Origin of the sequence: Diplocloster modestus (assembly GCF_019042245.1) — a bacterium.
Classification (GTDB): Bacteria; Bacillota; Clostridia; order Lachnospirales; family Lachnospiraceae; genus Diplocloster; species Diplocloster modestus.
The window spans coordinates 152,862-177,671 of sequence record NZ_JAHQCX010000003.1 but is presented as its reverse complement, the minus strand read 5'-3'; the positions used below and the strand labels follow the sequence as shown (position 1 = coordinate 177,671).

The 24,810-nt window shown below is 49.0% G+C and carries 21 protein-coding genes and 1 other RNA gene; 19 read left to right on the top strand and 3 right to left on the bottom strand.

Annotation, left to right across the window (positions count from 1 at the left end):
• Window positions 1-79 precede the first annotated feature (79 nt).
• The 3 genes from KTH90_RS05755 to hcp all read left to right on the top strand — a co-directional run bounded on the left by KTH90_RS05755 (window position 80) and on the right by hcp (window position 6,081).
• Window positions 80-3,448, top strand: coding sequence for a DUF5107 domain-containing protein (locus tag KTH90_RS05755; protein WP_408626275.1), 3,369 nt, complete (start codon window positions 80-82; stop codon window positions 3,446-3,448).
• A 235-nt stretch (window positions 3,449-3,683) separates the two neighbouring features.
• Window positions 3,684-4,415, top strand: a complete 732-nt coding sequence (locus KTH90_RS05750) for an ATP-binding protein (RefSeq protein WP_158350669.1) — start codon at window positions 3,684-3,686, stop codon at window positions 4,413-4,415.
• Between the two features lie 67 nt (window positions 4,416-4,482).
• Window positions 4,483-6,081, top strand: a complete 1,599-nt coding sequence (gene hcp, locus KTH90_RS05745; protein WP_238726427.1) for a hydroxylamine reductase — start codon at window positions 4,483-4,485, stop codon at window positions 6,079-6,081.
• 660 nt (window positions 6,082-6,741) lie between these two features.
• Here the strand turns inward: hcp and KTH90_RS05740 are convergent.
• Window positions 6,742-7,557, bottom strand: coding sequence for an alpha/beta fold hydrolase (locus tag KTH90_RS05740; protein ID WP_238726426.1), 816 nt, complete (start codon window positions 7,555-7,557; stop codon window positions 6,742-6,744).
• Window positions 7,558-7,725: 168 nt separating this feature from the next.
• Here KTH90_RS05740 and KTH90_RS05735 point away from each other — a divergent pair, with 168 nt between their 5' ends.
• From KTH90_RS05735 to KTH90_RS05685, 11 genes are all read left to right on the top strand, one after another.
• Complete coding sequence (locus KTH90_RS05735; protein WP_238726425.1) at window positions 7,726-8,511, top strand: GDSL-type esterase/lipase family protein; 786 nt, start codon at window positions 7,726-7,728, stop codon at window positions 8,509-8,511.
• A gap of 3 nt (window positions 8,512-8,514) precedes the next feature.
• Entirely contained in the window at window positions 8,515-9,012 is a 498-nt protein-coding gene (locus KTH90_RS05730; RefSeq protein ID WP_158350677.1) for a DUF4358 domain-containing protein, read from the top strand.
• A gap of 10 nt (window positions 9,013-9,022) precedes the next feature.
• Window positions 9,023-10,429 (top strand): MBOAT family O-acyltransferase, encoded by a 1,407-nt coding sequence (locus tag KTH90_RS05725; RefSeq protein WP_158350679.1) that lies wholly within the window; start codon window positions 9,023-9,025, stop codon window positions 10,427-10,429.
• A gap of 19 nt (window positions 10,430-10,448) precedes the next feature.
• The gene (locus KTH90_RS05720) at window positions 10,449-11,591 is read left to right on the top strand and encodes a DHHW family protein (protein WP_158350681.1); all 1,143 of its coding nucleotides are present in this window, start codon (window positions 10,449-10,451) and stop codon (window positions 11,589-11,591) included.
• A gap of 65 nt (window positions 11,592-11,656) precedes the next feature.
• Complete coding sequence (locus KTH90_RS05715) at window positions 11,657-12,379, top strand: FadR/GntR family transcriptional regulator (protein WP_158350683.1); 723 nt, start codon at window positions 11,657-11,659, stop codon at window positions 12,377-12,379.
• Window positions 12,380-12,669: 290 nt separating this feature from the next.
• Window positions 12,670-13,452 (top strand): HpcH/HpaI aldolase family protein, encoded by a 783-nt coding sequence (locus tag KTH90_RS05710; RefSeq protein WP_158350685.1) that lies wholly within the window; start codon window positions 12,670-12,672, stop codon window positions 13,450-13,452.
• A 27-nt stretch (window positions 13,453-13,479) separates the two neighbouring features.
• A complete protein-coding gene (locus KTH90_RS05705) occupies window positions 13,480-14,382 on the top strand; it encodes a carbohydrate ABC transporter permease (RefSeq protein ID WP_158350687.1) in 903 nt (300 codons plus the stop codon).
• Between the two features lie 15 nt (window positions 14,383-14,397).
• Window positions 14,398-15,258 carry a carbohydrate ABC transporter permease gene (locus tag KTH90_RS05700; protein ID WP_158350689.1) on the top strand — a complete coding sequence of 287 codons (861 nt, stop codon included), beginning with the start codon at window positions 14,398-14,400 and terminating at the stop codon, window positions 15,256-15,258.
• A 60-nt stretch (window positions 15,259-15,318) separates the two neighbouring features.
• A complete protein-coding gene (locus KTH90_RS05695) occupies window positions 15,319-16,653 on the top strand; it encodes a sugar ABC transporter substrate-binding protein (RefSeq protein WP_158350691.1) in 1,335 nt (444 codons plus the stop codon).
• Between the two features lie 96 nt (window positions 16,654-16,749).
• Window positions 16,750-18,267: an FAD-dependent oxidoreductase gene (locus KTH90_RS05690; protein ID WP_238726424.1), complete on the top strand. Its 1,518-nt coding sequence runs from the start codon at window positions 16,750-16,752 to the stop codon at window positions 18,265-18,267.
• A gap of 73 nt (window positions 18,268-18,340) precedes the next feature.
• Window positions 18,341-18,793, top strand: a complete 453-nt coding sequence (locus KTH90_RS05685; protein ID WP_238726423.1) for a YhcH/YjgK/YiaL family protein — start codon at window positions 18,341-18,343, stop codon at window positions 18,791-18,793.
• Between the two features lie 99 nt (window positions 18,794-18,892).
• On the opposite strand, the gene KTH90_RS05680 is transcribed toward KTH90_RS05685, so the two are convergent.
• Window positions 18,893-19,684, bottom strand: a complete 792-nt coding sequence (locus tag KTH90_RS05680) for an enoyl-CoA hydratase/isomerase family protein (protein WP_238726422.1) — start codon at window positions 19,682-19,684, stop codon at window positions 18,893-18,895.
• A 183-nt stretch (window positions 19,685-19,867) separates the two neighbouring features.
• Between KTH90_RS05680 and ffs the strand changes: the two genes are divergently transcribed.
• Window positions 19,868-20,129, top strand: an RNA gene (ffs, locus tag KTH90_RS05675) — signal recognition particle sRNA large type.
• 99 nt (window positions 20,130-20,228) lie between these two features.
• On the opposite strand, the gene KTH90_RS05670 is transcribed toward ffs, so the two are convergent.
• Entirely contained in the window at window positions 20,229-20,963 is a 735-nt protein-coding gene (locus KTH90_RS05670; RefSeq protein ID WP_158350698.1) for a lysophospholipid acyltransferase family protein, read from the bottom strand.
• A 132-nt stretch (window positions 20,964-21,095) separates the two neighbouring features.
• Between KTH90_RS05670 and KTH90_RS05665 the strand changes: the two genes are divergently transcribed.
• The 4 genes from KTH90_RS05665 to KTH90_RS05655 all read left to right on the top strand — a co-directional run bounded on the left by KTH90_RS05665 (window position 21,096) and on the right by KTH90_RS05655 (window position 24,631).
• A complete protein-coding gene (locus KTH90_RS05665) occupies window positions 21,096-21,572 on the top strand; it encodes a protease complex subunit PrcB family protein (protein WP_238726421.1) in 477 nt (158 codons plus the stop codon).
• A gap of 61 nt (window positions 21,573-21,633) precedes the next feature.
• Window positions 21,634-23,208 (top strand): DUF3794 and LysM peptidoglycan-binding domain-containing protein, encoded by a 1,575-nt coding sequence (locus KTH90_RS05660; protein ID WP_158350700.1) that lies wholly within the window; start codon window positions 21,634-21,636, stop codon window positions 23,206-23,208.
• Window positions 23,209-23,589: 381 nt separating this feature from the next.
• Window positions 23,590-23,718: a hypothetical protein gene (locus KTH90_RS24850; protein ID WP_275061334.1), complete on the top strand. Its 129-nt coding sequence runs from the start codon at window positions 23,590-23,592 to the stop codon at window positions 23,716-23,718.
• A gap of 160 nt (window positions 23,719-23,878) precedes the next feature.
• Window positions 23,879-24,631, top strand: a complete 753-nt coding sequence (locus KTH90_RS05655) for a helix-turn-helix domain-containing protein (protein WP_158350701.1) — start codon at window positions 23,879-23,881, stop codon at window positions 24,629-24,631.
• The last annotated feature ends 179 nt before the right edge of the window (window positions 24,632-24,810 follow it).

Genomic DNA, 24,810 nt, shown 5'->3' with positions numbered 1-24,810 from the left:
AATTTCTCTGTTCTTCTTATATAATTGCATTATATCAAGGATTAAACCAAGTTTGCAAGGAGGAATCACAATGGATGTAATGGAGGGAAAAGTTCAGGTATGGGAGCAGGATATTGAAATTCCAACCTATGAAGTAGGGAAACCGGACAAGAATCCCATGTTTCTGGAAAAAAGAGTGTATCAGGGAAGTTCCGGTAAGGTATATCCCCACAGTGTCATCGACAAAATTTACGATGAGAAAGTAAATAAGACCTACCATGCGATTTATCTGGAAAATAAATATCTGAAAATAATGGTTCTGCCGGAACTGGGCGGAAGAATCCAGAGGGCCACGGACAAGACCAACCATTATGATTTTGTGTACTATAACCATGTAATCAAACCGGCACTGGTAGGGCTGACCGGGCCGTGGATCTCCGGCGGGATTGAATTCAACTGGCCGCAGCATCACAGGCCCAGTACGTTTGACCCTGTGGACTTCCGGATTATGGAAAATTCCGACGGCAGCTGCACGGTTCTGGTGGGAGAGATTGAAAATATGTTCCGCACAAAGGGGATGGCGGCGTTTACCTTATATCCCGACAAGGCGTATCTGGAGATTTCCGCACAGTTATATAACCGTACCAACCGGCCGCAGACGTTTCTGTGGTGGGCGAATCCGGCTGTACCGGTCAATGATCACACCCAGTCCATTTTCCCGCCGGATGTCCACGCGGTGATGGACCACGGGAAAAGAGATGTGTCTAATTTCCCCATCGCAACCGGTGTATACTATAAAATGGACTACTCGGAAGGCGTAGACATTTCCAGGTATAAAAATATTCCGGTGCCTACTTCCTATATGGCGGACCATTCTGATTATGATTTTGTAGGCGGCTATGACTATAATGAGAAGGCGGGGATTCTGCATGTGGCCGACCACCATGTGGCTCCGGGAAAGAAGCAGTGGACCTGGGGATGCGGAGAGTTCGGCAAGGCCTGGGACCGGAATCTGACGGACGAAGACGGTCCCTACGTGGAGCTGATGACGGGGTGCTATACGGATAATCAGCCGGACTTTACCTGGATGGCGCCCTATGAAGAAAAGGTATTTACACAGTATTTCATGCCGTATAAAGGCGTGGGTCAGATTAAAAACGCGACCGTTCACGCGGCTGTCGGCCTGGAAGCGGAAGAAGACGGAATTACCATAAGAGCATATGTGACGGGAGAATATCCGAAGGCTGAGATCCGGTTGACGGGGGATGAGGAAATTCTCTTCAGCAAAGTACTGGATCTATCGCCGGAGCAGGCGTTTGAGGCAAGGATAGAGACCGGCGGGGACAGCGATCGGGATGAGACCCGCCTGGAAGTATCGGTTCGGGATCAGGATGGAACTATACTGGTTGCCTACAGGCCGGAAAAACAGACGATTCATAAGACACCCGACCCGGCCAGCCCGGTACCGCTGCCTGCGGAAGTGAAAACCAATGAAGATCTCTATCTCTACGGCCTGCATCTGGAACAATACCGGCATGCGACTTATGAGCCTGCGGACTATTATCTGGAGGGGCTTCGCAGAGATCCAACCGATTCCCGCATCAATACTGCTTATGGAAAGCTGCTGATGTCCCGAGGACGGTTTGCGCAAAGTATTCCTTTTTTTGAGGCGGCGATCGGAAAACTGACGCGGTCCAATCCGAATCCCTATGACGGGGAAGCCTATTTCCAGCTGGGCCTGGCGCTGCGGTACGTGGGAAAAGATTCAGAGGCTTACGACCGTTTTTATAAAGCGGCCTGGAGTGCTGCATGGCAGGATGCTGCTTTTTACCAGATGGCCTGTATCTGTATGGCGAAGGATGAACTGGATACCGCAATGTCCCATATTGAGAGATCTTTGGTGAGGAACTATCACAATATGAAGGCTAGAAATTTAAAAGCTTCTATTTTAAGGAAATTAGAAAATTGGGAAGCGTGCGGTAATCTGCTGAAAGAAAATATAAAGATCGATCCGCTGGATCTTGGGACTATCTATGAAGAAGCCCTGTTAAAAGAGGGACGCCAAAAAGAAGGACGCAAAAAAGAAGGCGGCCAGTGCGGCGAAGATATGCTGCAAGAGCTGATCCGAAGGCTTCGCGGCAACTTCAACACGGCGATCGAACTGGCTATCGATAAAATAGAGGCGGGACTGTTCCAGGAAGCGGCAGAATTGCTAGAGGTGTTTATCGCCGGTGAAGTGCAGAAGGGGAAAAAGGAAGATGAGATCTACCCGTTAGTGTATTACTATTTAGCGGACTGCTATAGGAAGCTGAACCAACCCAAAATGCAGGAGACAGCGCTTAGGCAGGCGGCTTCGGCAGACAGCAGTTATTGCTTTCCGCACCGGCTGGAGGATATCGGCATCCTATCGGCGGCGATTACCAAAAACCCCGGGGATTCCCGCGCTTCGTATTATTTGGGGAACTTATGGTATGACAAAAAGCAGTACAGCGAAGCCGTCAGCTGCTTTGAACGGTCCGCTGCGGTCTGTGATGACTTTGCTACCGTTCACAGGAACCTGGCATTGGCCTACTATAATAAATATCATGACACAAAAAGAGCAAGAACAGAACTGGAGAAAGCGTTCCAACTGGACACCACGGACGCCAGAGTCTTCATGGAGCTGGATCAACTGCGCAAAAAGACCGGTATGTCCAAAGACGACCGGTTGAATGAACTGCAGAACCATATGGAATTAGTGGAGAACAGAGATGACCTGTATCTGGAGTACGTAACCCTTCTGAACACCTGCGGCCGGTTCGAAGAGGCGCTGCAGTACATAAGCCGCAGAAACTTCCACCCTTGGGAGGGCGGCGAAGGTAAGGTGCCCGCACAGTATCTGTTCAGCCTGGTGGAGATCGGCAGGAAGTATCTGAGCCAGGAGAAATTTGAAGAAGCGGTAAAAATTCTGGAGCAGGCTGCCGGTTCCTATCCGTTTCATCTGGGGGAAGGCAAACTGGCAGGTGCGCAGGAGAACAATATTTACTATTATCTGGGATGCGCATACGAGGGAGCGAATCAGCCGGACAAAGCGGCTGCCTGCTACGAAAGGGCTTCGGTGGGGATCAGTGAGCCTGCCGGTATGATGTATTACAATGACCAGCCGCCGGAAATGATCTTCTACCAGGGGATGGCCCTTCGCAAGCTCGGCAGGGAAAAGGAAGCCAGAAGCAGATTCCACAAACTGTTTAATTATGGGCAGAAACACATATTTGACGATGTCAAAATAGACTATTTTGCCGTCAGCCTTCCGGATCTTCAGATCTTTGATGAAGACCTGAACCGGAAAAATGAAATCCACTGCCGGTTCCTGATGGGGCTTGGATTGTTGGGTCTGGGTCAGGTACAGGAGGCCGGTGTGGAATTTGAAAAAGTGCTGGCGCTGGATGGCATGCATGTGGGAGCGTTGATGCACAGCTGCTGGTCATAATATATATTACGAATAGGGACATGTCCAGTTCAGTTTGGGACATGTCCAATTCGGTTTGGGACATGTCCAATTCAGTTTAGAGGCATGTCCTTTTTGGATAAATTAAATTTATGTTGTAAAAACAACAGACTTATAAAGGATTATAGATTAAGATGAACCCATAAAGACAAAGGATACCGCTTATAAGCGGGAAGAACCTGATACAAAGTAAATTCAAATTCGGGAGGTTACAAATATGATCAGAAAAATAATTCATATCGATGAGAAAAAATGCAATGGCTGCGGCCTGTGTGCAGACGCCTGCCATGAAGGCGCGATCGGGATGGTGGACGGCAAGGCAAAGCTGCTCCGGGATGACTACTGCGACGGCCTGGGGGATTGCCTGCCGGTCTGTCCCACCGGCGCCATTACCTTTGAGGAAAGGGAAGCTGCCGAGTATGATCGGGAAGCGGTGGAAACAAACATGAAGGAAGCGAAACGGAAGAAAACGGCCCCAGAACTAACCGGCTGCCCCGGTTCCAGAGCCAGACAGCTGTCAAAGCGGGAAGAAAGTCCAGCAGCGAAGGAAACGGCAAAAGCAGCAGGCAGGGTACAGCCGGAAACTGAGCTCAGACAGTGGCCGGTTCAGATACAACTGGCGCCCGTACAGGCTCCGTATTTTGACCAGGCACATCTGCTGGTCGCTGCGGACTGTTCGGCTTACGCTTATGGTAATTTCCACAGTGAGTTCATGCGGGGGAAGATCACCCTGATCGGATGCCCGAAGCTGGATCCCGTGGATTACAGCGAAAAGCTCACGCAGATCATAAAATTAAATGAAATAAAAAGCGTCACGGTCGTAAGGATGGAGGTCCCCTGCTGCGGCGGAATCGAGCAGGCAGTAAAAAAAGCGCTGCAGGACAGCGGCCGGTTTATCCCATGGAGTATCATCACCTTGTCCGTGGACGGAAATATTCTGGAAGGATAGAGAACAGGTAAGGATAGAGAACAGGCAATGGTAACCCATCATAAGCAGAAATAGAGGAGGATAAAAAATGGATCAGAAAATGTTTTGCTACCAATGTGAACAGACGGCCGGGTGTGCAGGCTGCACAGGAAATGCCGGTGTCTGTGGGAAAAAAGCCGATACCGCCCATCTGCAGGATGAACTGACAGGGGCGCTGATCGGCCTGGCCAGGGCGGCGGACGGAAACCATCCGACCGGCACGACACACCGGGCCATGATTGAGGGACTCTTTACGACAGTGACCAATGTTAGTTTTGACAACGAAGCGCTGCAAAGGCAGATCAGGATCGTCCATCAGGAAAAAGAAGCGCTGATCCCGCGCTGCGGAAGCTGCGAATCCCGCTGCGGCCGGAATGAAGATTATGACATGAGGATGCTCTGGACGGATCAGGAAGACGTACGGTCCTTAAAATCCCTGATTCTGTTCGGCCTGCGGGGGATGGCCGCATATGCCTATCACGCGCTGGTGCTGGGATATATGGACGAAGAGGTGAACCAGTTTTTCTATCAGGGGCTTTTCGCGGTGGGAGAGGACTGGAGTATGGAAGAACTCCTGCCGGTCGTGTTGAAAACAGGGGAAATAAATCTGAAGTGCATGGCGCTGCTGGATGAGGCAAACACAAAGACTTATGGGGTTCCAAAACCCACAGTGGTACCGCTGACCGTAGAAAAAGGCCCCTTCATCGTGATCTCAGGCCACGATCTTAAGGACTTAAAGCTGCTTTTAGAGCAGACGAAAGATAAGGGAATCAATATATACACCCATGGAGAAATGCTGCCGGCCCATGCGTATCCGGAACTTAAGGCCTATCCTCATCTGAAGGGAAATTTCGGAACCGCATGGCAGAATCAGCAGAAGGAATTCGCGGATCTGCCGGCTCCGGTGTTATTTACTACCAACTGTCTGATGCCGCCAAAAGAAAGTTACGCAGACCGGGTATTTACCACCGAAGTGGTCGCTTACCCCGGGATTCTGCATATAGGGGAGGATAAGGATTTTACCCCGGTGATCAAAAAAGCGCTGGCTCTGGGCGGGTTTCGGGAGGATACGGTCTTTCGCGGCATAAACGGAGGCACCCAGGTGACTACCGGTTTCGGCCACGGAACGATTCTGAGCGTGGCGGACCAGGTTGTGGAGGCCGTGAAATCGGGAGCCATCCGGCACTTCTTCCTGGTAGCAGGATGTGACGGAGCCCGCCCCGGCAGGAACTATTATACCGAGTTCGTGAAACAGGCCCCGCCGGACACAGTCATACTGACCCTGGCCTGCGGGAAATACCGCTTCCACGATCTGGATCTTGGCTGCATCAAAGGTCTGCCGCGGCTGATGGATATGGGGCAGTGTAATGATGCCTATAGCGCGATCCGCGTCGCGGCAGCGCTGTCAGAAGCCTTCGGATGTGAAGTCAATGACCTGCCATTGTCCATGGTTTTATCCTGGTATGAACAGAAGGCCGTATGTATTCTGCTGACCCTGCTCCACCTGGGCATTAAAAACATTCGCCTTGGCCCGACGCTTCCTGCCTTTATCTCTGAAAATGTATTGAATTATCTGGTTGAAAATTACGGAATCGCACCAATTACCACTCCGGAGGCAGACTTAAAGCAATTGTTGGGAGAAGCATAAATGCGGGGGCGTACTTAAAAGAGGAATCCCATAACCGTAGAAAATTAAAAGCAGATATGGTACAATGCGGCGGAGGGATCAGATAAGGAAGATGGTGTAAAAGGAAAACCGTCTGAAAAAAGGAGGGGCCGGTATCTAGCAGATACCGGCTCTATGAAAAAGAAGTTTTATATGAAAAGGTTATTGCCTTGTTTGATTATTAATATACAGGACAGCTGTGAAAAACGTGTGAATGAATTGTCAACAGTTTGTGAAGAAAATTCAAAAATATTATGAGCAAAATCTGACGAGTTCTTAAGAATCGGAAGAAATCCTTAAGACGGTCTGTATAAAATTGACAACCGTCCGGATAGAGGCTAGACTATTAGGAAACATCAAAAAGAGGAGACGTACCGGAAAAGTTGAACAAAAAGATGTTCAACCATACCTGAATGTATGAGCTTCCCATTCTGCCGGCCGCTTTTATCCATTTTTGGTCGGATTTCTCTTCTATCCTGTTTATCGGATAGCAGCCTGGATCAGCGGTATTTACAAATTAGTTACAGTTGGGCTTTATAATAAGATCAGGCCATGAGGGAGAATACAAAAATATTCTGCGCCATGGCCTGATCCGGTTTAGAGGGTTACCTGTTTATTGGTAAATAGCCGGTATAAAGCTGATTACCGGCTGCCTTTTAAATAAGATAAAAAAGATTGATTAAAGCAATCCAGTTCATCATAGAATATACCATGGCCGCTATTATGGAAGGTAAACAGAGTGGAATCAGCGATGCGTTCCTGCTGCTGCAGGGCCAGGGAGTAAGGGACGACCTGATCCCGGGTGCCATGGAAGATACCGGTCGGTACTTTAATGCGGCTCAGATCTTCCCGCAGGTCTTCATCCCGCAAGGCGTATCCCGTCTGAACCGTAGCAATCCCGGAGGCGCTTAAAGACAGGTCAGCGAACCACTTTTTGATGGATTCGCTGTGCGGTGAATACAGCAGCATCTGGCTGAAATTATCACTGAGCTGAGCCCGGTCGGTTTCAGCCAGGCAGATCAGACGGTTTACTTCCGAAAAGGTTTCCCCATAAGGGAAATCTGCTGTCTGGGTGAAGCGGGGGGCAGCGGTAGCCAGCAGGCATAATTTTTTCACGCCATGCCCCTGATAGCGTCCCATATAACGGCTGACGATGGCACCGCCCATGGAGAAACCGACGAGGGTAAACGAGCGGAGGTTTAGCTTGCAGACAACCGTATAGATATCATCGGCCATCCGGTTATAATCATATGGGCAGGCGGGGGCATCCGAATTGCCGAACCCCCGCAGATCCATGGTGATAACCCGGTAACCGGCGCACAGCAGCATACTTTTCTGATATTCATACATCTTTTCGTTTAAGGGCCAGCCGTGTATCAGGAGAATAGCTTTATCGGAACCGGGATTCAGATCATAGACGGCTATTTTAACATGGTCGCTGGTGGTGATATAATACATTAGAAAACTCCTTTTATTTCTAATATATGAAAGGCAGCTGTTTTTGTTTAGGGTAAATTCCAGTAATTGTAACTATAATTTAATATTATTTAAACCAAAAGAAATATATATTATGTTATGATTATGTTAGTTTATTGTTGTATTTTATCAGATAAAGGGGCAGACCTTATGAAGCAGGTATTGGCAAACGGAATTCGGATTATGTCAACTGTAGCCGTGGTTGCCTGTGTGGTATGGTTTGGATTAATGATTCTATCATATCAGCAGGAATTGCGGGCAGGGATTACAGACATGGCCGGTATACATAAATTAGACGAGCTGGCAGCCAGGGATGTGGCTGTGGTGGAAAGTACGATTCAGAACAGCAGGGTGGCTTCCGGGCAGCAGCCTGAAGCGGCGGAAACGTCGGCGGAAACGGAGCCGCTGGGGGATATGAAGACACGGTTTGCCAGTTCTGTGGTGATGGGTGATTCGATCACTAAGGCGCTGGAGGATTATGAATTCCTGGACAGCACCAGCGTAGTGGCGAAAAACGGGATTAACCTGCCCCACGTCCAGCCGGAACTGGAGCAGGCTGTTGCGCTGAACCCGAAGAACATCTTCATGTCATACGGGATGAATGACCTTGAATACCTGTGGGGAAATCCCCAGAAGTTCGTAGAACTATACGAGAACGCGGTCCGCACTCTCCAGCAGAGCCTGCCGGATACGAAGATTTACATAAACGGTATCCTGCCGATTCAGCAAAAGGCAATCGATAAGAAACCTCTGTATGGCAATGTGGACGCATATAATCAGGCTTTGATGGAAATGTGTACACGCCTGGGGATCCCCTTTATTGACAACAGTGAGTTGATGCAGCAGGAGGATATCTATCAGGAGGACGGAATTCATCCCAAGCCTCACTATTACCCCAAATGGCTGGAAAATATGGCATCGAAAGCAGGAATCTGAGATATGAAATATCTTTATAATATTATAAAAATCGGGTTGGTGCTGATTCTGGCCCTGTTCATAACGGCCATGCTGCATTATAACGCATATAGCTCCAAACCGATACGGGAAGTGGAACAGAATATCTTACAGGCGGCCGATCTAAGTACTATGCAGGCGGCCGATGCCAGGACACTGAAAAGACTCTATGGGCTGGACAAGGGAACCTATGAGGAGTTTGTGCTGTACACCTCCACTGATAGTATGGATGTAAAAGAAATCCTGCTGGTCAAAACAGAAAATGATAGTCAGGCGGATGCTGTGGAACAGGCCATAACGAAGCGGATCGAGGCACAGAGACAGAACTTTGACGGTTATGGCGTGGAGCAGATGAAACTGATCGGAGACGCAGAAACTCTGGTCAAGGGAAACTATGTCTTCTTCGCGATCTCACCGGGCGCGGAGTCTATGAAGAAGGCGTTTCTGGATAGCCTGATCAGCGACAACAGTAAGAAAGAATGAGGAAGCAGGAATGATATTCAGCAGTGTCTTTTTTATTTTTACATTTTTGCCGGCCATGCTGCTGGTTTATTATATTGTCCCCAGAAAATTCAAGAATTTTGTATTGCTGGCCGGAAGCCTTATCTTCTACGCATGGGGAGAACCGGTCTATATTTTCCTGATGATCTTTTCCATCTGCTTTAACTATGTGTGCGGTATGGATATCCAGCGGTGCCGCGGCCGAAAGACGGCCGCCGCCGTTAACTTGGTCTTCGCGGTAGTGGTGAACCTTTTTATCCTGGGATTTTTCAAGTATTATGGGTTCGCTGTGGAAAATGTGAACGGGATTTTTGGTCTTCATATCCCGATCCAGGATCTGGCACTGCCGATCGGAATTTCCTTCTATACTTTTCAGACCATGTCCTATATCATTGATGTATACCGGGGTGTTGTGGACGCGCAGAAGAATATCGTTGACTTTGGACTCTATGTCTCCATGTTTCCCCAGCTGATCGCAGGACCGATCGTAAAATACAAGGATATCGCGGAGCAGCTGAAGGACAGAAGGGAATGCTTCAGCAAGTTCGGTTATGGAATATCCAGATTCCTGCAGGGACTGGCTAAGAAAGTCTTGATCGCCAACACGATCGGGAGTGTCTACCAGAGCATCACGAATCTGGGCCTGGAACAGCTTTCCGTTCTGAGCTCCTGGGTGGGGATTCTGGCCTTTACCTTTCAGATCTATTTTGACTTCAGCGGATATTCGGACATGGCCATCGGCTTAGGGCAGATGTTTGGCTTCGAATTTCAGGAGAACTTTAATCATCCTTATGTAGCCAGAGGGATCACGGATTTCTGGAGAAGATGGCATATCTCACTGAGCACCTGGTTTCGGGAGTATGTCTATATTCCTCTGGGAGGCAACCGGAAGGGGGTTCTGCGGACGATCCGCAATATTTTCGTTGTCTGGCTGCTGACCGGGCTCTGGCATGGGGCCAGTTGGAATTTTGTGGTCTGGGGCCTTTATTACGGCATTCTGCTGCTGATTGAAAAATTCGTTCTGCGGAAATTCCTGGATAAACTCCCGGCTGTTTTGATCCATGTGTATACGATGTTTTTTGTGGTGATCGGCTGGGTTTTGTTCGCAAGCCCGGATCTTCACTATGCCGGTCAGTATCTGGCCGCCATGTTTGGCCAAAACGGCGTGCCGCTGACCGATACCGCCGGTATCTACTATCTGCTCACCAATGCGGTGCTGTTTGCGCTGGCGGCAGTCTGCTCCACCAATGCAGTGCAGCGTCTGTTCCAATGGCTGATGTTTGAGGGCCGCAAAGGGCGTTCCAAAACGGCTGTGGTCCTGCATTTACTGATTTTTGTATTGTGTATCGCATTCCTTGTAACGGAAACCTATAATCCATTCCTTTATTTCAGATTCTGACATTGGAGTAAGACGATCTATGAAGCGAGAAAATCAACGTTTTTATAAATTACTGTTCATCAGTTTCCTTCTGGTACTGACAGCCATCACGGCAATAAACCTGTTTATTCCGGATCAGACCTATTCGGAAACGGAAAACCGTATGCTGACAGAACGTCCGGCCTTTACAGCCGCCGGGTTCCTGGACGGCAGGTATCCGAAGAAATATGAAAAGTACACGACAGACCAATTTGCATTCCGGTCTTTCTGGGTGGAGATCAAGACCACGGTAGACCGCCTGGTCGGCAAAAACTATTCCAACGGTGTCTATTACGGAGATCAGCAGTATCTGCTGGAAGATATCGCGGTTCCCGACCAGGACAGCCTTGTAAAAAAAATAAACGCGATGAACGCGTTCGCTGCCCGCTATCCCCAGATGCGTTCTGCGGTCATACTGGTTCCTGACGCCGCCAATGTGCTGCGGGATTATCTCCCGTCTTATGCCCCGGTTAAGGATCAGGATGCCTATATCGGACAGGTGCGGGATTCCCTGGCCCCGCCTCTTACCTTCGTGGATGTAAAGGAAGCACTGCAGCGGGATTCCGTGAACCCGATGTACTATAAGACGGATCACCACTGGACGACGCAGGGGGCCTACGACGCATTCCGGCAGCTGGCGCCTGTCCTGTCCCTGGATCCGGACGCGGTGGCTTACGACAGCTATCCGGTAACCAATGAATTCGTGGGGTCCCTGGCTTCCAAAAGCGGATATTATCTGAACAACGGGGATACGATCAGTGTGTTCCTGCCCCAAGTGCCTCTGGACTACGTGGTGACCTATGTGGAGGAGAAGCAGAAAACCGCTACGTTTTATGAGGAATCCAAACTGGAGAACAAGGATAAGTACGAGGTTTTCTTCGGAGGAAATCATCCGCTGGTGCAGATAGAGAGTACGGCGGATCCAAACAGAAGCCTGCTGGTGATCAAGGACTCTTATGCCAACTGTTTTGTACCGTTTCTGGCGCCGTATTTCGGGGAGATCACCATGCTGGATCCCAGGTACTATACGGGGAACATCGAGGAGCTGATGCAGTCCGGGAATTATTCGGATCTGTTATTCCTGTACAATGCGAATACCTTTTTCCAGGACAGCAGCCTGGAAACGGTGTTAAACCCGGAATAACATTATTTTGATTGAAAACTGCCGGCTTATGTGTTATTAATTAATGAAAGGGAGGTTGATGGGGTATGGGTATGGATACAGATCTGATACTGCCAAGAGAATCATTCCCGGAGATTATCGCCAATAAGCTGGAAGAGATGATTATAAACGGAAAATTTGTCATGGAGCAGAAGCTTCCGTCCGAACAGTCGCTGGCAGGTGACTTTGGCGTGAGCCGTCCTGTAATCAGGGAATCTATGAAAATTCTAAAAGAGCGTGGGCTGATCATTCAGAAAAACGGGGAAGGGACCTTTATCTGTGAGCCGGATTCTGAATTGGTAACCGATACGATTAACCGGATCATCCATCTGAGAAAGATTGATGTGGATGATATTTTCAGTGTCCGCATCAATCTGGAGACAATGGCTGCCGCCCAGGCAGCGATGAAGGCTTCTGATGAGGGTTTTGATGAACTTCAGAAGATTAACAACCATATGCGGGAATATATGCTGAACGTGGACAAGCGGGCACAGGATGATGTACTGTTTCACAGGAAAATCGCACAGTTAAGCGGGAATCTGCTGCTGGAGGTTTTCGTGGAATCTATGGCATCCCTGGTCACGCAGGTGGTAAAGTACACGCTGGATTACAAGGTAGGGAATGAAGAGGGGATCGACTACCACGACCGGATTATCGAGGTGCTGCGCACCAGGAATGTGCCGGAGGCAAAGAAAGTGATCCGCCTTCATCTGGAGAGTTCCCAGCGGAATTACATATTGGCGCTTTCCCACGAGGAAAACAGGCAGTGAATCGGAAGTTCAAATGTTGCATGATGCGCAGAATTGAAAGAGAGTGGAATGAGAGGGCGCTGCAGCCGGGTTTAAGTTGATAACCGGCTGCAGCGCCTTTTTGCGTTCCGGAGCATAGATAAAAAACACGAAAAACATCTCTAAAAAGCATTTAAATTTAGCAAAAATAGTCAATGGATATATTGACAAATAAAAACATTAATGGTAATATACACCTATCAAGCTGTAAGACAGCTAGAAAGGTAGACTGGTGATGAAGATGTACAGCAAACAAGCGGAGGAGAGTCGATATGAATAGTCTGAGAGAAAAGATCAAAAGCAAAGAGCCGGTTATCGGCACCCATGTATCTCTCAGTGATCCCAGTATCTGTGAAATACTGGGATGCCTGAATTTTGATTACATATGGGTGGATATGGAGCATACCTACATTGACTGCGAACAGTTATACATACATTTGAATGCGGCCAGGGCAGTGGGAGCCAGTGTGATCGTCCGTATTCCACAGAATGACTTTATTACGCTGAAACGTGTCATGGAGATGGGAGTGGACGGGGTCGTATTTCCGATGATCCGCACCGTGGCGGAGGCGGAGAAGGCTATAGACGGGACTTTCTATCCGCCCCGGGGCAGCAGGGGATTTGGACCTCGAAAACCTATTAAATACGGACTGGGCGATGTGAACGAATATATCGAAAACGGGTCCCTGGACATGTGCAGGTTTATCCAGATCGAGCATGTAGAAGCGGTAAAATGTGTGGAAAATCTGGCGGAGGTAGACGGGATCGACGGCTTTATCTTCGGGCCCTGTGACCTGGCCGGCTCCATCGGGCAGTTGTGCCATCCGTACGATGAGCCTACGGCCCGGCTCATGAAAGAGACCATTCAGAAGCTGAAAGCCCGCAACAAATATATCGGGGTTTCTACAGGGGACTTCCGGGAAGAAACGATCCGGTATTTCAGCGGTATGGGTATCCACATGATCTCGGCGGGAGCGGATACGGATTACCTTCTGTATGGGGCACAAAAAGCTCTTAGAAACCTTACCAAAGCACACAAATTACAGCAGGCATAATACGCAGACCGGAAAGGAGGGGATGTCTTGGGTAAGCATAAAGCTGCCGCGGTACACCATAATAAGCGAAAGCGGAAAGAATTTCTGGTAGCCCTGTTGTTTATCGCTCCGCTGGTACTGTTAACGGTTGCGGTTACGTTTATTCCGATCGGAACAGCGGTCAAATGGAGTCTGCATGATACCAACTATCTTACTCTTCAGGAATTCGTCGGGCTGGACAATTATAGGGAAATATTTGCCAATGGCAACGCGTGGAAAAGTATATGGAATTCTTTGTGGTATGTATTCGGTTCCCTGTTATTGGTATTTCCGGTGGGAATCGTCCTGGCTGTCCTTCTGAATCAGAAGCTGAAAGGGCAGGCGGTATTCCGGACCTTCATTATTATTCCCTGGGTTATCTCCCAGACCATAACGGCCATGTTATGGCGGTGGATTTATAACAGCAGTTACGGACTCTTGACCTATATCTTCCAGGAGCTATTCGGCACAAGAGTGGAATTCCTTACGGAAATACTTCCGGCCCGGCTCTCCGTGCTGGTGGCGAATTTCTGGAACACGGCCCCCATTGTAATTATTATGATGCTGGCGGCTCTGCAGGGGATATCCGCAGACCTGTACGAGGCGGCGAAGGTGGATGGAAGTAACGCTTGGCAGACCTTCAGGAAAATTACGCTGCCTCTGCTAAAACCCACGATTGCCATCACTTTGGTCATGCAGAGCATGGAATATTTCAACATGGTGACTCTGCTCAATACCATGACCGACGGCGGGCCGTTTAAGAGCACCATGACTCTGAGCGTCTATGCATACCGGGAAGGATTCATATACTGGCATGTGGGTACATCATCGGCTATCAGTATACTGATCCTGCTGTTAAATATGATTTTCAGTGTCCTGTACATCAAGCTGATGAGCAGCAAAGAGAGCTAGAAAGGGGAGAGGGAAATGGCAGTACAGAATGAAAGGGGCAGCAGAACCATAAAACGTACTGTGACGCGCACCTGTACTTATCTTATACTGGCGGCCGCAGCATGTTTTACTATGTTTCCCATCCTTTGGGCCGTATCCACGTCCTTAAAGCCTGAGAGCGAGGTGCTGATGTATCCGCCCAGCTTTATACCGCTGACGCTGACATTTGAGAACTATTATAAGGTCCTGTTCCAGTCAAACTATCCGGTTTATTTTTGTAACACCATACTGGTTACCGCAATTACAATGCTGGCCGCGGTAATGATCTCCAGCCACGCGGCGTATGCGTTCGCCAGACTGAAGTTCCGGTTCAGTGACGCTATCATGTTCGCGGTTCTGATGACCGCTATGATACCGGCGGTGGCGCAGTTAAGCCCACTGTATGTCCTGTCGGTTAAGACCGGGCTGTACAATACCAAGCTGGTTTTGATCCTGATCTACGCGGCCTGGCGGACACCGATCATGACCTGGCTGTTGAAAGGCTTTTTCGAACAGACGCCCAAAGAGATCGAAGAGGCTGCAGTTATGGACGGGTGCAGCAGAATTAAAATTTTCTATCAGATGGTGCTTCCCATGTCAAAACCCGGAATCGCTTCCGTAGCGCTTCTGTCCGCGGTATTTGTCTGGAATGATTATCTGGTATCTTCTTCCTTCGTCAGCAGTGAACAGAACAGAATGCTGTCCATTGGAATTTACAATTATGTCACTGCTTACGGTACGATGTATGGACAGCTGATGGGAGGTGTATGCATGGCTATCGTGCCGATCGTGATCCTGTTTATCTGCCTGCAGAAGCAGTTCGTGGCAGGCCTGACGGCCGGCGCGGTGAAGGGGTGAATCCATATCGTGGATGCATGAGGGAAACTATCAACAAGAGCAAAAAAAGGAGAGGTATCTATGAAGCAAAGAAAATTATGGGCATTATTGCTGGCGGCAACATTACTTATGTCTATGACCGGCTGTGGAAGTTCCGGCGAATCAGGCGGGGAAGGGACACAAACTCCCGCGGCGGATTCTTCCGCGCAGACAGAAACACCTGCGGATGCATCCGGGGAAGGCAGAGAACTGATCTGCTGGACCATTCTGAATCCCGAATCAGACGCCGATCCCAGGAATGTGGCATTTAAGAAGATATTGGATGACTGGAACGCCAATAATGAGTATGGAGCGAAAATGACGGTTGTCAGCGTAAACTGGGCCGACCTGCATACGCAGTTTACACAGGCTGCGGCCGCCGGAAATGCGCCGGACGTGGTGTGCGCCTTTTCCACGAACCTGGATCAGTACATAGCGGCTGGCGGGCTCCAGCCCATGACCGAGTATGCCACCAAATGGATCAATGAAACCGATGATTATATTTACACCGCAAAGGCCCTGACGAAAACCGACGGCGAGATCTACAGCCTTCCCTGGGAAACCAGATGCATGCTGTTATATTACCGTGCTGATATCTATGGCGAGGAAGCCCCCTTTCAAAGCCTTCAGGATATAGTGGATAAAGCCGGTGAATTTACCGGAAACGGTAATTACGGTTTCGTGCTGGGATGCCACGGGGATGACGGCTTCCTGCAGCAGCTGACGCCGGTACTATACGCCTTTGGCGCCAGTGTCTATGACAAGGACATGAACATTGTACTGAACAGCGATGAGGGAGCAGCGGCCATCGAATGGCTCCGAGACCTGTACAACGCGGGTGTCATGGACAACGCGGCGGTACAGATGAATATCGAGGACACCTTCAACGCCATGAAAGCGGGTACGGCTTATTCCATTATTCTGGGATCCCACCGGTACGGTGCCCTGGCTGGCGCGGAAGGCGTCGGTGAAAATATCAGAACCTGTGCGATTCCCGGCGTGGCAGACGGGAGTGTGGCTCCGGCCTATGATACTTCCCAGACGCTGGGTATTGGAAAAGAGTGTAAATATCCGGAGATCGCTTTTGATTTTATTACCGCGAATCTGACCGCCGAGGCCAGCTCCTACTACTATGAAGCATCCTGTATGCCGGTCAGAACCAGCGTATACGACATGGAATCCGTAAAAGGATCCGCTATGTATGACACCATGTCCGAATGGTCCAAAATCTGGGAAAGCGGGCTGGATAACTTTTTCTTTGAGCCGGATTACAACGCGGAATTCTCTACAGCAGTTGCGGAAGCAGTGCAGGAATTGATTATCAACGGCGGTGATGTAAAAGCAACTCTGGATGAAGTGGTGTCAAACTATCAGTAGGGCATGATCTGGTTTTCACGCTGGCGCTGTGAGGTAAAGGTTAAATGTGAAGGATTAGGGATATATAAAATTACAGGGATGGAGGAAAAGAATACAATGGGTTATAAGGATAAATATGATGTAATTATAGTGGGCGGAGGCACCGGAGGTGTGATGGCGGCCATAGCGGCGGGCAGGGAAGGAGCGAAAACGCTGCTGATCGAACAGTATGGTTTCCTGGGCGGAACAGCCACGGCTGGCGGCCTGTGTAACATGGCTTCCTTTTTCTATCAGGATGAGCAGGTAATCCGGGGCCTTCCCCAGGAATTCATGGATCGCCTGGTAGCCTGCGGCGGCGCCACTCCCCATCTGAGGGCGCTAAAATCCTACGGTTCGGGTTACTACGCTTCCCTCTATAACAGGGAACTTTACAAATGGATCTCCATGGAAATGGTCTGCGAGGCGGGTGTGGAGCTGATGCTGCACACGTATCTGGCCGATGTGGTTACAGAGGACAATAAAGTAAAGGGTGTGGTAGTGGAAAACAAATCGGGCCGAAGCACCTACTATGCGGATGTGATCATCGACGCCACCGGGGACGCGGATGTAGCCGTACGGGCTGGAGCCGAGTGGGTAATGGGGGATGGGGCCGGTGTAATCCAGCCGGGCAGCCTGATGTTTGATATGGGTAATGTAGACATTGAACGGCTGCACGATTATGTAATGTCTACCCTGGAGGATTACGATGTAAAAACAGAACAGATCCCTGTGGATCGGCCCATTCCGCCGAATCTGCAGCAGCGGCAGTTTGTAGCGCAGGGCTTCTACAGCCTGTTCCGTGAAAAGGCGATGAAAGGAGAAGTCTATTCCGCAAAGGAAAGCATCCTCTTTACCACAACCGCCCTGCCCGGTGTCATCAGCCTGAATTCGACCCGCTGCCATTTCGATCCTACGGACGCGGAATCACGCACCGAGGCGGAGCTGGACGGCCACCGTCAGGCGGAGAGCATAGCCCGCTTTCTGATCCGGAATGTGCCCGGATTCGAGAAATCCTATCTGGCGGATTCGGGTATCGAGATCGGCTTCCGGGAGTCCCGCCATATCGTGGGGGAATATACGATGCAGGCGGAGGATGTACAGAGGGGCCGCCATTTCGACGATGTGATCGCCCGATATGGATTCCCCTGTGATGTCCACAAAGAGACGAAAGGTTCTTACTGGGATGATCCTGACAAAGAGACCCGTACCGTGGAAGGGCTGTGGATTGAGAATGATGATGCCTATGATCTTCCTTACCGCTGCCTGATCCCGAAGACTATGGACGGTCTGATCGTTATCGGCAGATGCATATCCGTATCCCACATCGCCCACGGCAGCACCAGACTGATGCCTCTGGTTATGGCGGAAGGGCAGGCGGCCGGTATCGCGGCCAAGCTGGCGGTCGACGACCAGGTAGAGGTGCGGAATGTGGACATTACGAAATTACAAAGACGGCTTCTGGAAGAAGGTGCGTCCCTGTACCGGGATGAAGATGCCGTAAAACAGGAGAAAGCCAGAGCTAAAGCTGCTATAGAAGAATTCCTGGCGGCAAAAGAATCTGTTAATACTTATGAAGATGTTGAATGGTTTGATTAAAGGAGATGATTCGGTATTTTTAATTTGTTATTGGCTGGTTGAGCTTATGTTAAGAAAGGAAATGTTATGGGTTATGATTGTTGATAGATTGCAGAATTTGAAAAAGTATACGGGGTTGAACCGGAATCTGGACAGGGCAATTGATGAAATCAGCCGGTTGGATGTGGAGGGGATTCCGACGGAAGAAGTACGGATAGATGGGGAGCGGGTTTATTTTAAATGCGAACTGCTGAGGACCAGAGACGAGGAAGAGGCTTTGTTTGAGGCACACAGGAAATATATCGATGTGCATATCTGCCTGGGCGGCCGGGAGAGGATCAAGGGGGCTTCGATACATAATCTTTCCAGTGTTGCTGCGTATGATGAGGGAAAGGACGTGGAGTGGCTTAATGGAAGTTGCGAGTGGGATGTTACACTTAAGGAAGGGGAGTTCATGATTTGTTTTGAGGAGGATGCCCACAAGCCTCTTTTGGACCACGGGGAGCAGGCAGAGTTTAAGAAGATGATCGTGAAGGCGGAAGTATAGCGGGTAAAAGGATAGGAGGCAGAATAGAAGACTGCCCTGGCTTATTCGGATGTTTTGGTCTGAATAGACAGGGCAGTAATGGTATCTTTTTATAATTAGTTATTTTCCCTGGAATGGCTTATGTTCCCGTTTTTCCAGGAAAGCGTTCATGGCTTCTGTTTGATCCTCGGTTCCGTAGAGGTGGGCGAACAGGGAGGATTCCAGGAGCAGGCCGCGATCCAGATCCATTTGGGATCCCTGGTCTACCGCGATCTTGATGTATTCCAGAGCCAGAGGGGGCATTTTCGCTATTTTCGAGGCATAGGCTACGGCTTCATCCAGTAAGCAGCCGGCAGGGAACAGCTGATCGACCAGGCCCATTTGGAGCGCGCGTTCACCTTTGTATTTTTCACCGGAGAACATGACCATTTTGGCTTTGCTGTTACCGATCAGGCGGGGTAAACGCTGCGTTCCGCCGCTTCCGGGAATCACGCCCAGGGTAACTTCTGTAAGGCCGATTTTTGCGGTGTCCGCGGCGAGCCGAATATCACAGGCCAGAGCCATCTCAAAACCACCGCCGAGGCAGTAACCGTTAATCGCGGCGATTACCGGAAGACGACAAGTCTCTATCCGGCTCATGAGCTTATTCCCGGTAATTCCCCCGTGAAAAGCACCGATGGTATCCATCTGTGCTTCTGAGCCGATATCGCCGCCGGCGCAAAAAGCTTTTCCCACGCCTGTCAGTATGACGGCCCGTACCTCCGGGTCTTCCTCGAATGCATCCATTAGATATAATAGGTCCTCAATGATGTCGGAATTCAAAGCGTTCAATTTGTCAGGTCTGTTCAGAAAAACGATACCTACGCCGTCTCTTTTTTCGACCAGCGTACCCTTCAGGTCTCTTTGTTTCATACCGCATGCCTCCCCATGGACAAAATAAATAGCTGATGCTGTACGATCGGTTACAATTTAATAATAGCGGTGTTCCCTGACTAAGTCAATAATGACAAACGCGATGATTGACAAACCGGGCAAAACAAGGTATACTAAAATTCGCATTCTGATTGAGAATGGATGAATAATGTTATAAAGTTTCCGTGCAGCCGGGGAGTTAGCGGTGCCCTGTACCTGCAATCCGCTACAGCAGGGGTGATATCCCGCCCAGGGTTCCTTCTTGTAGAGCAGCCCTTTATAAGTGGCGTTGACGTCTGGGTCTTACGCAACAGGAATCTATGAACCGTGTCAGGTCAGGAATGAAGCAGCACTAAGTAGAAACTCCTGTGTGCCGTGAGGGCGCCTGGGCCGAGTTAACTGTAAAGGTAACGTCTATGATGGGAATTCAAAGCGGGATGCACGGATTTAAATTAAAAATATAGATAAAAAACGTAACAGGGCACTGCTTTTGCAGATGCCCTGTTTTTTGTCAGCGCCAGATTGGCCTCTTGGCCCCCTGAATTTATATCAGTTGTTCATTCTTTTCAAAGGTTGCCAGAATGATATCTCTGGTATAAGCTCCTGCATGCTTTCGGTCTTCTTTGGATAAGGCCTTAATGTCTATGGGGGCGCCGTATTCCAGAATCACGTGGACAGGGCGGATCTTCGGAAACTGGTTTTCAAAGATGTTGGCGGTGTTATTCAAAGTGACCGGGATGATGGGACAGCCAGTCTTTTCCGCCATCTTCATACTGCCTTCTTTGAAGGGAAGCAGCTTTTCGCCGGACTTGTTCCGGGTACCTTCCGGGAAAATACACATGGAAATCCCGGATTTGATCTGATCGATGCCTTTTAATATGGTTTTTAAACCGGCCTTGATATCGTCACGATCCAGGAACAGGCAATAGAGAAGCTTCATCCAGTTGGACAGAAGCGGAATCTTCTCCATCGATTTCTTGGCCACATATCCGGTCAGCCGCGGACACCTGGAGTAGGTGATCAGGATATCGAAGAAACTGTTGTGATTGGGGACATAGAGAACCGGCTGGTCTTTCGGAACATTTTCCTCCCCGATGACGGTCAGCTTAAGCCCGGTTAACAGCAGGATGAAACGGAATACCCCCTGCACGATGCGCAGAGAGCTGATATCTCTGGCGCGCGGGTTGAATTTTCCCAGAATCCATTCTACGATCATGATGGGAATCGACAGGATCAGAAAGCCTACCACGGTGATTACGATCAAGATAAATCGGAACATATCTCATACCTCTTCTTTTCTAATGTGCATACAGTCTTATTATAGAAAACCCCTTAGGAAATTACAAGCAAATGGTGTATAAATTTTCCAGTCGCTTAATAAAATGGTTAAAAAGGTGATAGGAATGTTGCTATGAAAAAACAATATAAAGTATACCATTTTTGGTACCCTGTAATGCATGCCCTGCGGGCGGGCTCGCAGCATTCGCTGACCGTTCATGTATGCATATTGCTGGCCGTTGCCGGCCTTCTGACCGGATGCAGTGTGGAAAATACAGATCCGGTCAAGCTTAAGGATCTGGAGTTCACTGTTGTGGAAAACGCGGAGGTTCCGGAAGAGCTTCTGACAATCATCGAAGAAAAAAAAGCGGCTAATTTTAAGCTGACCTACGAGGACGGCGGCTATTTGTATATTGTGGCGGGCTATGGGGAACAGAATACAGGAGGGTACAGTATCGCGGTAAATGAACTGTTTCTGACCAGCAATGCCATTTATATTGATACGAATCTGATCGGCCCGTCCAAGGATGAGAAAATCACGGAAGCGGCCAGTTATCCTTATATCGTGATCAAGACGGAATATTTAGACAAATCGGTGGTGTTTCAGTAAGCATAAATAGATGTGGACGGGAATACAATAAAAAGAAGGATACTCGTGCGGAGGTATAGCTATGGAGTTGATAAAGAAAAATATTCATATGAATAAACTCAAAAATAAAGCCGTCAGTCAGCTGACCCTGGATGACGATTATAATGTACCGGACAGTAAACCCGATATTGGGAAAATTATACAGCAAAAAGGCGAGGTTAACATTGACGAAGTCAAGCCTACTGCCGATCATGTCGGTATCAAGGGGAATCTCACGTTTAGGATTCTCTATATGAGTGATACCGAGGATAAGCTGGTACATAGCCTGGATGGCAAACTGCCCTTTGAGGAAGTTATGAACCTGGAAGGGGCGGCGGATGGCGATAATATCCGTCTGAAATGGGATCTGGAGGATTTAAGCACCAACCTGATTAATTCCAGAAAATTAAGCGTCAAAACGCTGGTGACATTTATGATGGCGCTGGAAGAGCTCTATGATGAGGAAACCGCGGTTGAGGTACACGATGACGAGACGGTTGCTTTCCGGAATGTGGGAATGGATGTTCTCCAGCTGGCGGTCAGCAAAAAAGATACCTATCGTATCAAAGACGAAGTAGTGCTTCCTTCCAATAAGCCGAATATCTATGAAATGCTCTGGAACAGCGTGCAGGTAAGAGGACTGGATCTGCGGCTGGCAGAGAATATGGTCAGTATAAAAGGAGAATTGCTGCTGTTTGTGCTCTATACGGGAGAGGATGAGGAAAACCAGATACAGTGGCTGGAAACCAGTGTCCCGTTTCACGGGGAACTGGAGTGTTATGGCTGCAATGCCGAGATGATCGGTGATATCGAAGTGGCGGTACCCCATATAGAACTGGAGCCGAAACCGGATTACGACGGAGAAGAACGGCTGTTAAATGTGGACGTGGTGCTGGAACTGGATATGAAGCTCTACGAGGAAGAGCAGGTGGGCCTTCTGGATGATGTCTACATGCCCAGCAAGGAGTTAAAACCTGTGGTTCAGCCAGCTGTCTTTGACACGCTCTTGATTAAGAATTTTTCAAAATGCCGGGCCTCGGAGCGTATCCGCATCGGGAGCAATGATTCGAGAATCCTGCAGGTCTGCCACAGCGAGGGAGATGTCAAGATCGACGACATCCAGGTGGTGGAAAATGGAATCGAGATCGAAGGGGCCGTGGAGGTGCAGTTATTGTATGTGACCTCAGACGATACCATGCCGTTTAATTCCATGAAGGGGATGGTGCCGTTCCATCACACCATAGAGGCGCCTGGAATTGACGCCAACTGCGAATATAACCTGCGGACAGATATTGAACAGCTGTCCACGACCATGATCGACAGTGAGGAGATCGAAGTCAAACTGACGATTAACCTGAACACGCTGGTACTGCGCAAACTGAAGAGAAACAATATCGTGGATGTGGAAGTGGAACCGCTGGATATAAATAAGCTGCAGGGTCTGCCGGGAATCGTGGGCTACTGTGTGCAGCCCGGTGACAGCCTCTGGAGTATCGCGAAGCAATACTATACCACAGTGGAAAAGATCATGGCAGCCAATGAGCTTACCAGCGATGAGATAAAACCGGGAGATAAACTGCTGATTGTGAAGATGGTGGAATCCATGCTCACAGCTTAGCAGCCTGCGGCAGCCAAAGTAGAAATTTTACGGGGAAGAAAAAAGGAAAATCGCTGAGGTCGTGAGACTTCAGCGGTTTTTGGGTATAATTAGTTATGCAATTTACTCAAAATACCAATCGCAATTAGACTTCACGTTTTTGCCGTTTTACCTGCTGATGGGGATATACGGACGGAGCGGGCAGGTAAGCGTTGCTATATGCGGGGATAAACGTAACATTTTACAATCAGATGCTATTTCTTATAACATGAAATACCGCATCAATCGGGGCGATTTTACTTTCTTCGAAGTAAAATACAGACGCCTCGACTTTTGAATATAAGAAATTTTTTCCGGAAACTCAGGCTGCCGGGGGATAAGGCAGCGGACGGTTTCTGAAAGATGCAGATAACCGCCGGCGCGGCGGCGGGACTGCCGGTATGCGGGCATTCAGACGACGTCATGGAAAAGCATAACGTATGGATTTCCGGTTGGAATGGGATCGTGCGGGTTCCGATCCTTACGGTTTAAGACCTTCCCCGGGGAGACGCGGCACCTGTGAAAAAACGACGAATTCAGCGCACTTGCCGGGAAAATTATGTCGAGCGAATTTTATTGCGCCAAATAGCGGGTATGTTATAATTGGAAAGAGAAAAAATTGTAAAATTTTTACAATCCTGGAGGGACAAGTATGAGTAATGAACGAGGTACACGCTACATGATTTCTGACGCGGCCAAGAAGGTGTCGGTAGAAGCTCATGTTCTTCGGTACTGGGAAGAAGAGCTGGAAATCGCCATCGCCAGAAATGAAATGGGTCATCGATACTATACGGATAAAGACATTCAATTGTTTAAGAATATAAAGGAACTGAAAAATCAGGGGTTCCAGCTGAAGGCGATTAAAATGCTGATACCCGAATTAATCTCCAACGGTGGAAAAAATATGGACAGCTTGATCATCCTGAAAGAGGAACTAAACCGCCAGGTGATGGAGCAGACGCTGAAAGAAACGGCGATGAAAGAAGTGGCCGCCTCCACACCAAAAACGGAAGTAAAAAAAGAACCGGAACCGGTGGAAAAGGAGATCGTGGTGGTAGAGCAGTCCTCCGCTGTAAAAAATATGGACAAGGGTCAGAAGATGAACCAGTTCCGTATGATTCTGGGCAGCATGATCACCGACGTCCTGAGAGAAAACAACAAGGAATTGGGGAAAGAAGTCAGCACCCAGGTCAGCGATAACGTGATCAAAGAGATGGATTATCTGCTGCGTATGAAGGAAGACCGGGAAGAGGAGCGGTTCAAAAAACTGGACGAGTCTATCCGGAATGTGCAGAGATCCCGGCGGGAAGTGGCCGCTGCCAAATCTGAGGAGAAAAAGCAGAGAAGACACCGCATGAAAATGGCCAAGCGCAAAAAAAGAGCACTGCGCAGCGAACTGATTTAGGTAAATGGGGACATGTCCAAATCGGTTTGGGACATGTACATTCAGAATGTACATGTCCCAAACCGGATTGGACATGTCCCTTTCTGCGCTTTAACAACAAATAACAACATTTTGTGTTGCCCCCCTACAGTCGCCGAATCTATTTTATAATTGAAGGGACAGAGTTATAGAGAGGGTGA

Excerpts from the sequence above, each read along its gene's own strand:
- KTH90_RS05755 (WP_408626275.1), top strand. The coding sequence starts at position 80 with ATGGAGGGAAAAGTTCAGGTATGGGAGCAGGATATTGAAATTCCAACC.
- KTH90_RS05750 (WP_158350669.1), top strand. The coding sequence starts at position 3,684 with ATGATCAGAAAAATAATTCATATCGATGAGAAAAAATGCAATGGCTGC.
- hcp (WP_238726427.1), top strand. The coding sequence starts at position 4,483 with ATGGATCAGAAAATGTTTTGCTACCAATGTGAACAGACGGCCGGGTGT.
- KTH90_RS05740 (WP_238726426.1), bottom strand. The coding sequence starts at position 7,557 with ATGTATTATATCACCACCAGCGACCATGTTAAAATAGCCGTCTATGAT.
- KTH90_RS05735 (WP_238726425.1), top strand. The coding sequence starts at position 7,726 with ATGAAGCAGGTATTGGCAAACGGAATTCGGATTATGTCAACTGTAGCC.
- KTH90_RS05730 (WP_158350677.1), top strand. The coding sequence starts at position 8,515 with ATGAAATATCTTTATAATATTATAAAAATCGGGTTGGTGCTGATTCTG.
- KTH90_RS05725 (WP_158350679.1), top strand. The coding sequence starts at position 9,023 with ATGATATTCAGCAGTGTCTTTTTTATTTTTACATTTTTGCCGGCCATG.
- KTH90_RS05720 (WP_158350681.1), top strand. The coding sequence starts at position 10,449 with ATGAAGCGAGAAAATCAACGTTTTTATAAATTACTGTTCATCAGTTTC.
- KTH90_RS05715 (WP_158350683.1), top strand. The coding sequence starts at position 11,657 with ATGGGTATGGATACAGATCTGATACTGCCAAGAGAATCATTCCCGGAG.
- KTH90_RS05710 (WP_158350685.1), top strand. The coding sequence starts at position 12,670 with ATGAATAGTCTGAGAGAAAAGATCAAAAGCAAAGAGCCGGTTATCGGC.
- KTH90_RS05700 (WP_158350689.1), top strand. The coding sequence starts at position 14,398 with ATGGCAGTACAGAATGAAAGGGGCAGCAGAACCATAAAACGTACTGTG.
- KTH90_RS05695 (WP_158350691.1), top strand. The coding sequence starts at position 15,319 with ATGAAGCAAAGAAAATTATGGGCATTATTGCTGGCGGCAACATTACTT.
- KTH90_RS05690 (WP_238726424.1), top strand. The coding sequence starts at position 16,750 with ATGGGTTATAAGGATAAATATGATGTAATTATAGTGGGCGGAGGCACC.
- KTH90_RS05685 (WP_238726423.1), top strand. The coding sequence starts at position 18,341 with ATGATTGTTGATAGATTGCAGAATTTGAAAAAGTATACGGGGTTGAAC.
- KTH90_RS05680 (WP_238726422.1), bottom strand. The coding sequence starts at position 19,684 with ATGAAACAAAGAGACCTGAAGGGTACGCTGGTCGAAAAAAGAGACGGC.
- KTH90_RS05670 (WP_158350698.1), bottom strand. The coding sequence starts at position 20,963 with ATGTTCCGATTTATCTTGATCGTAATCACCGTGGTAGGCTTTCTGATC.
- KTH90_RS05665 (WP_238726421.1), top strand. The coding sequence starts at position 21,096 with ATGAAAAAACAATATAAAGTATACCATTTTTGGTACCCTGTAATGCAT.
- KTH90_RS05660 (WP_158350700.1), top strand. The coding sequence starts at position 21,634 with ATGGAGTTGATAAAGAAAAATATTCATATGAATAAACTCAAAAATAAA.
- KTH90_RS24850 (WP_275061334.1), top strand. The coding sequence starts at position 23,590 with ATGCAGATAACCGCCGGCGCGGCGGCGGGACTGCCGGTATGCGGGCAT.
- KTH90_RS05655 (WP_158350701.1), top strand. The coding sequence starts at position 23,879 with ATGAGTAATGAACGAGGTACACGCTACATGATTTCTGACGCGGCCAAG.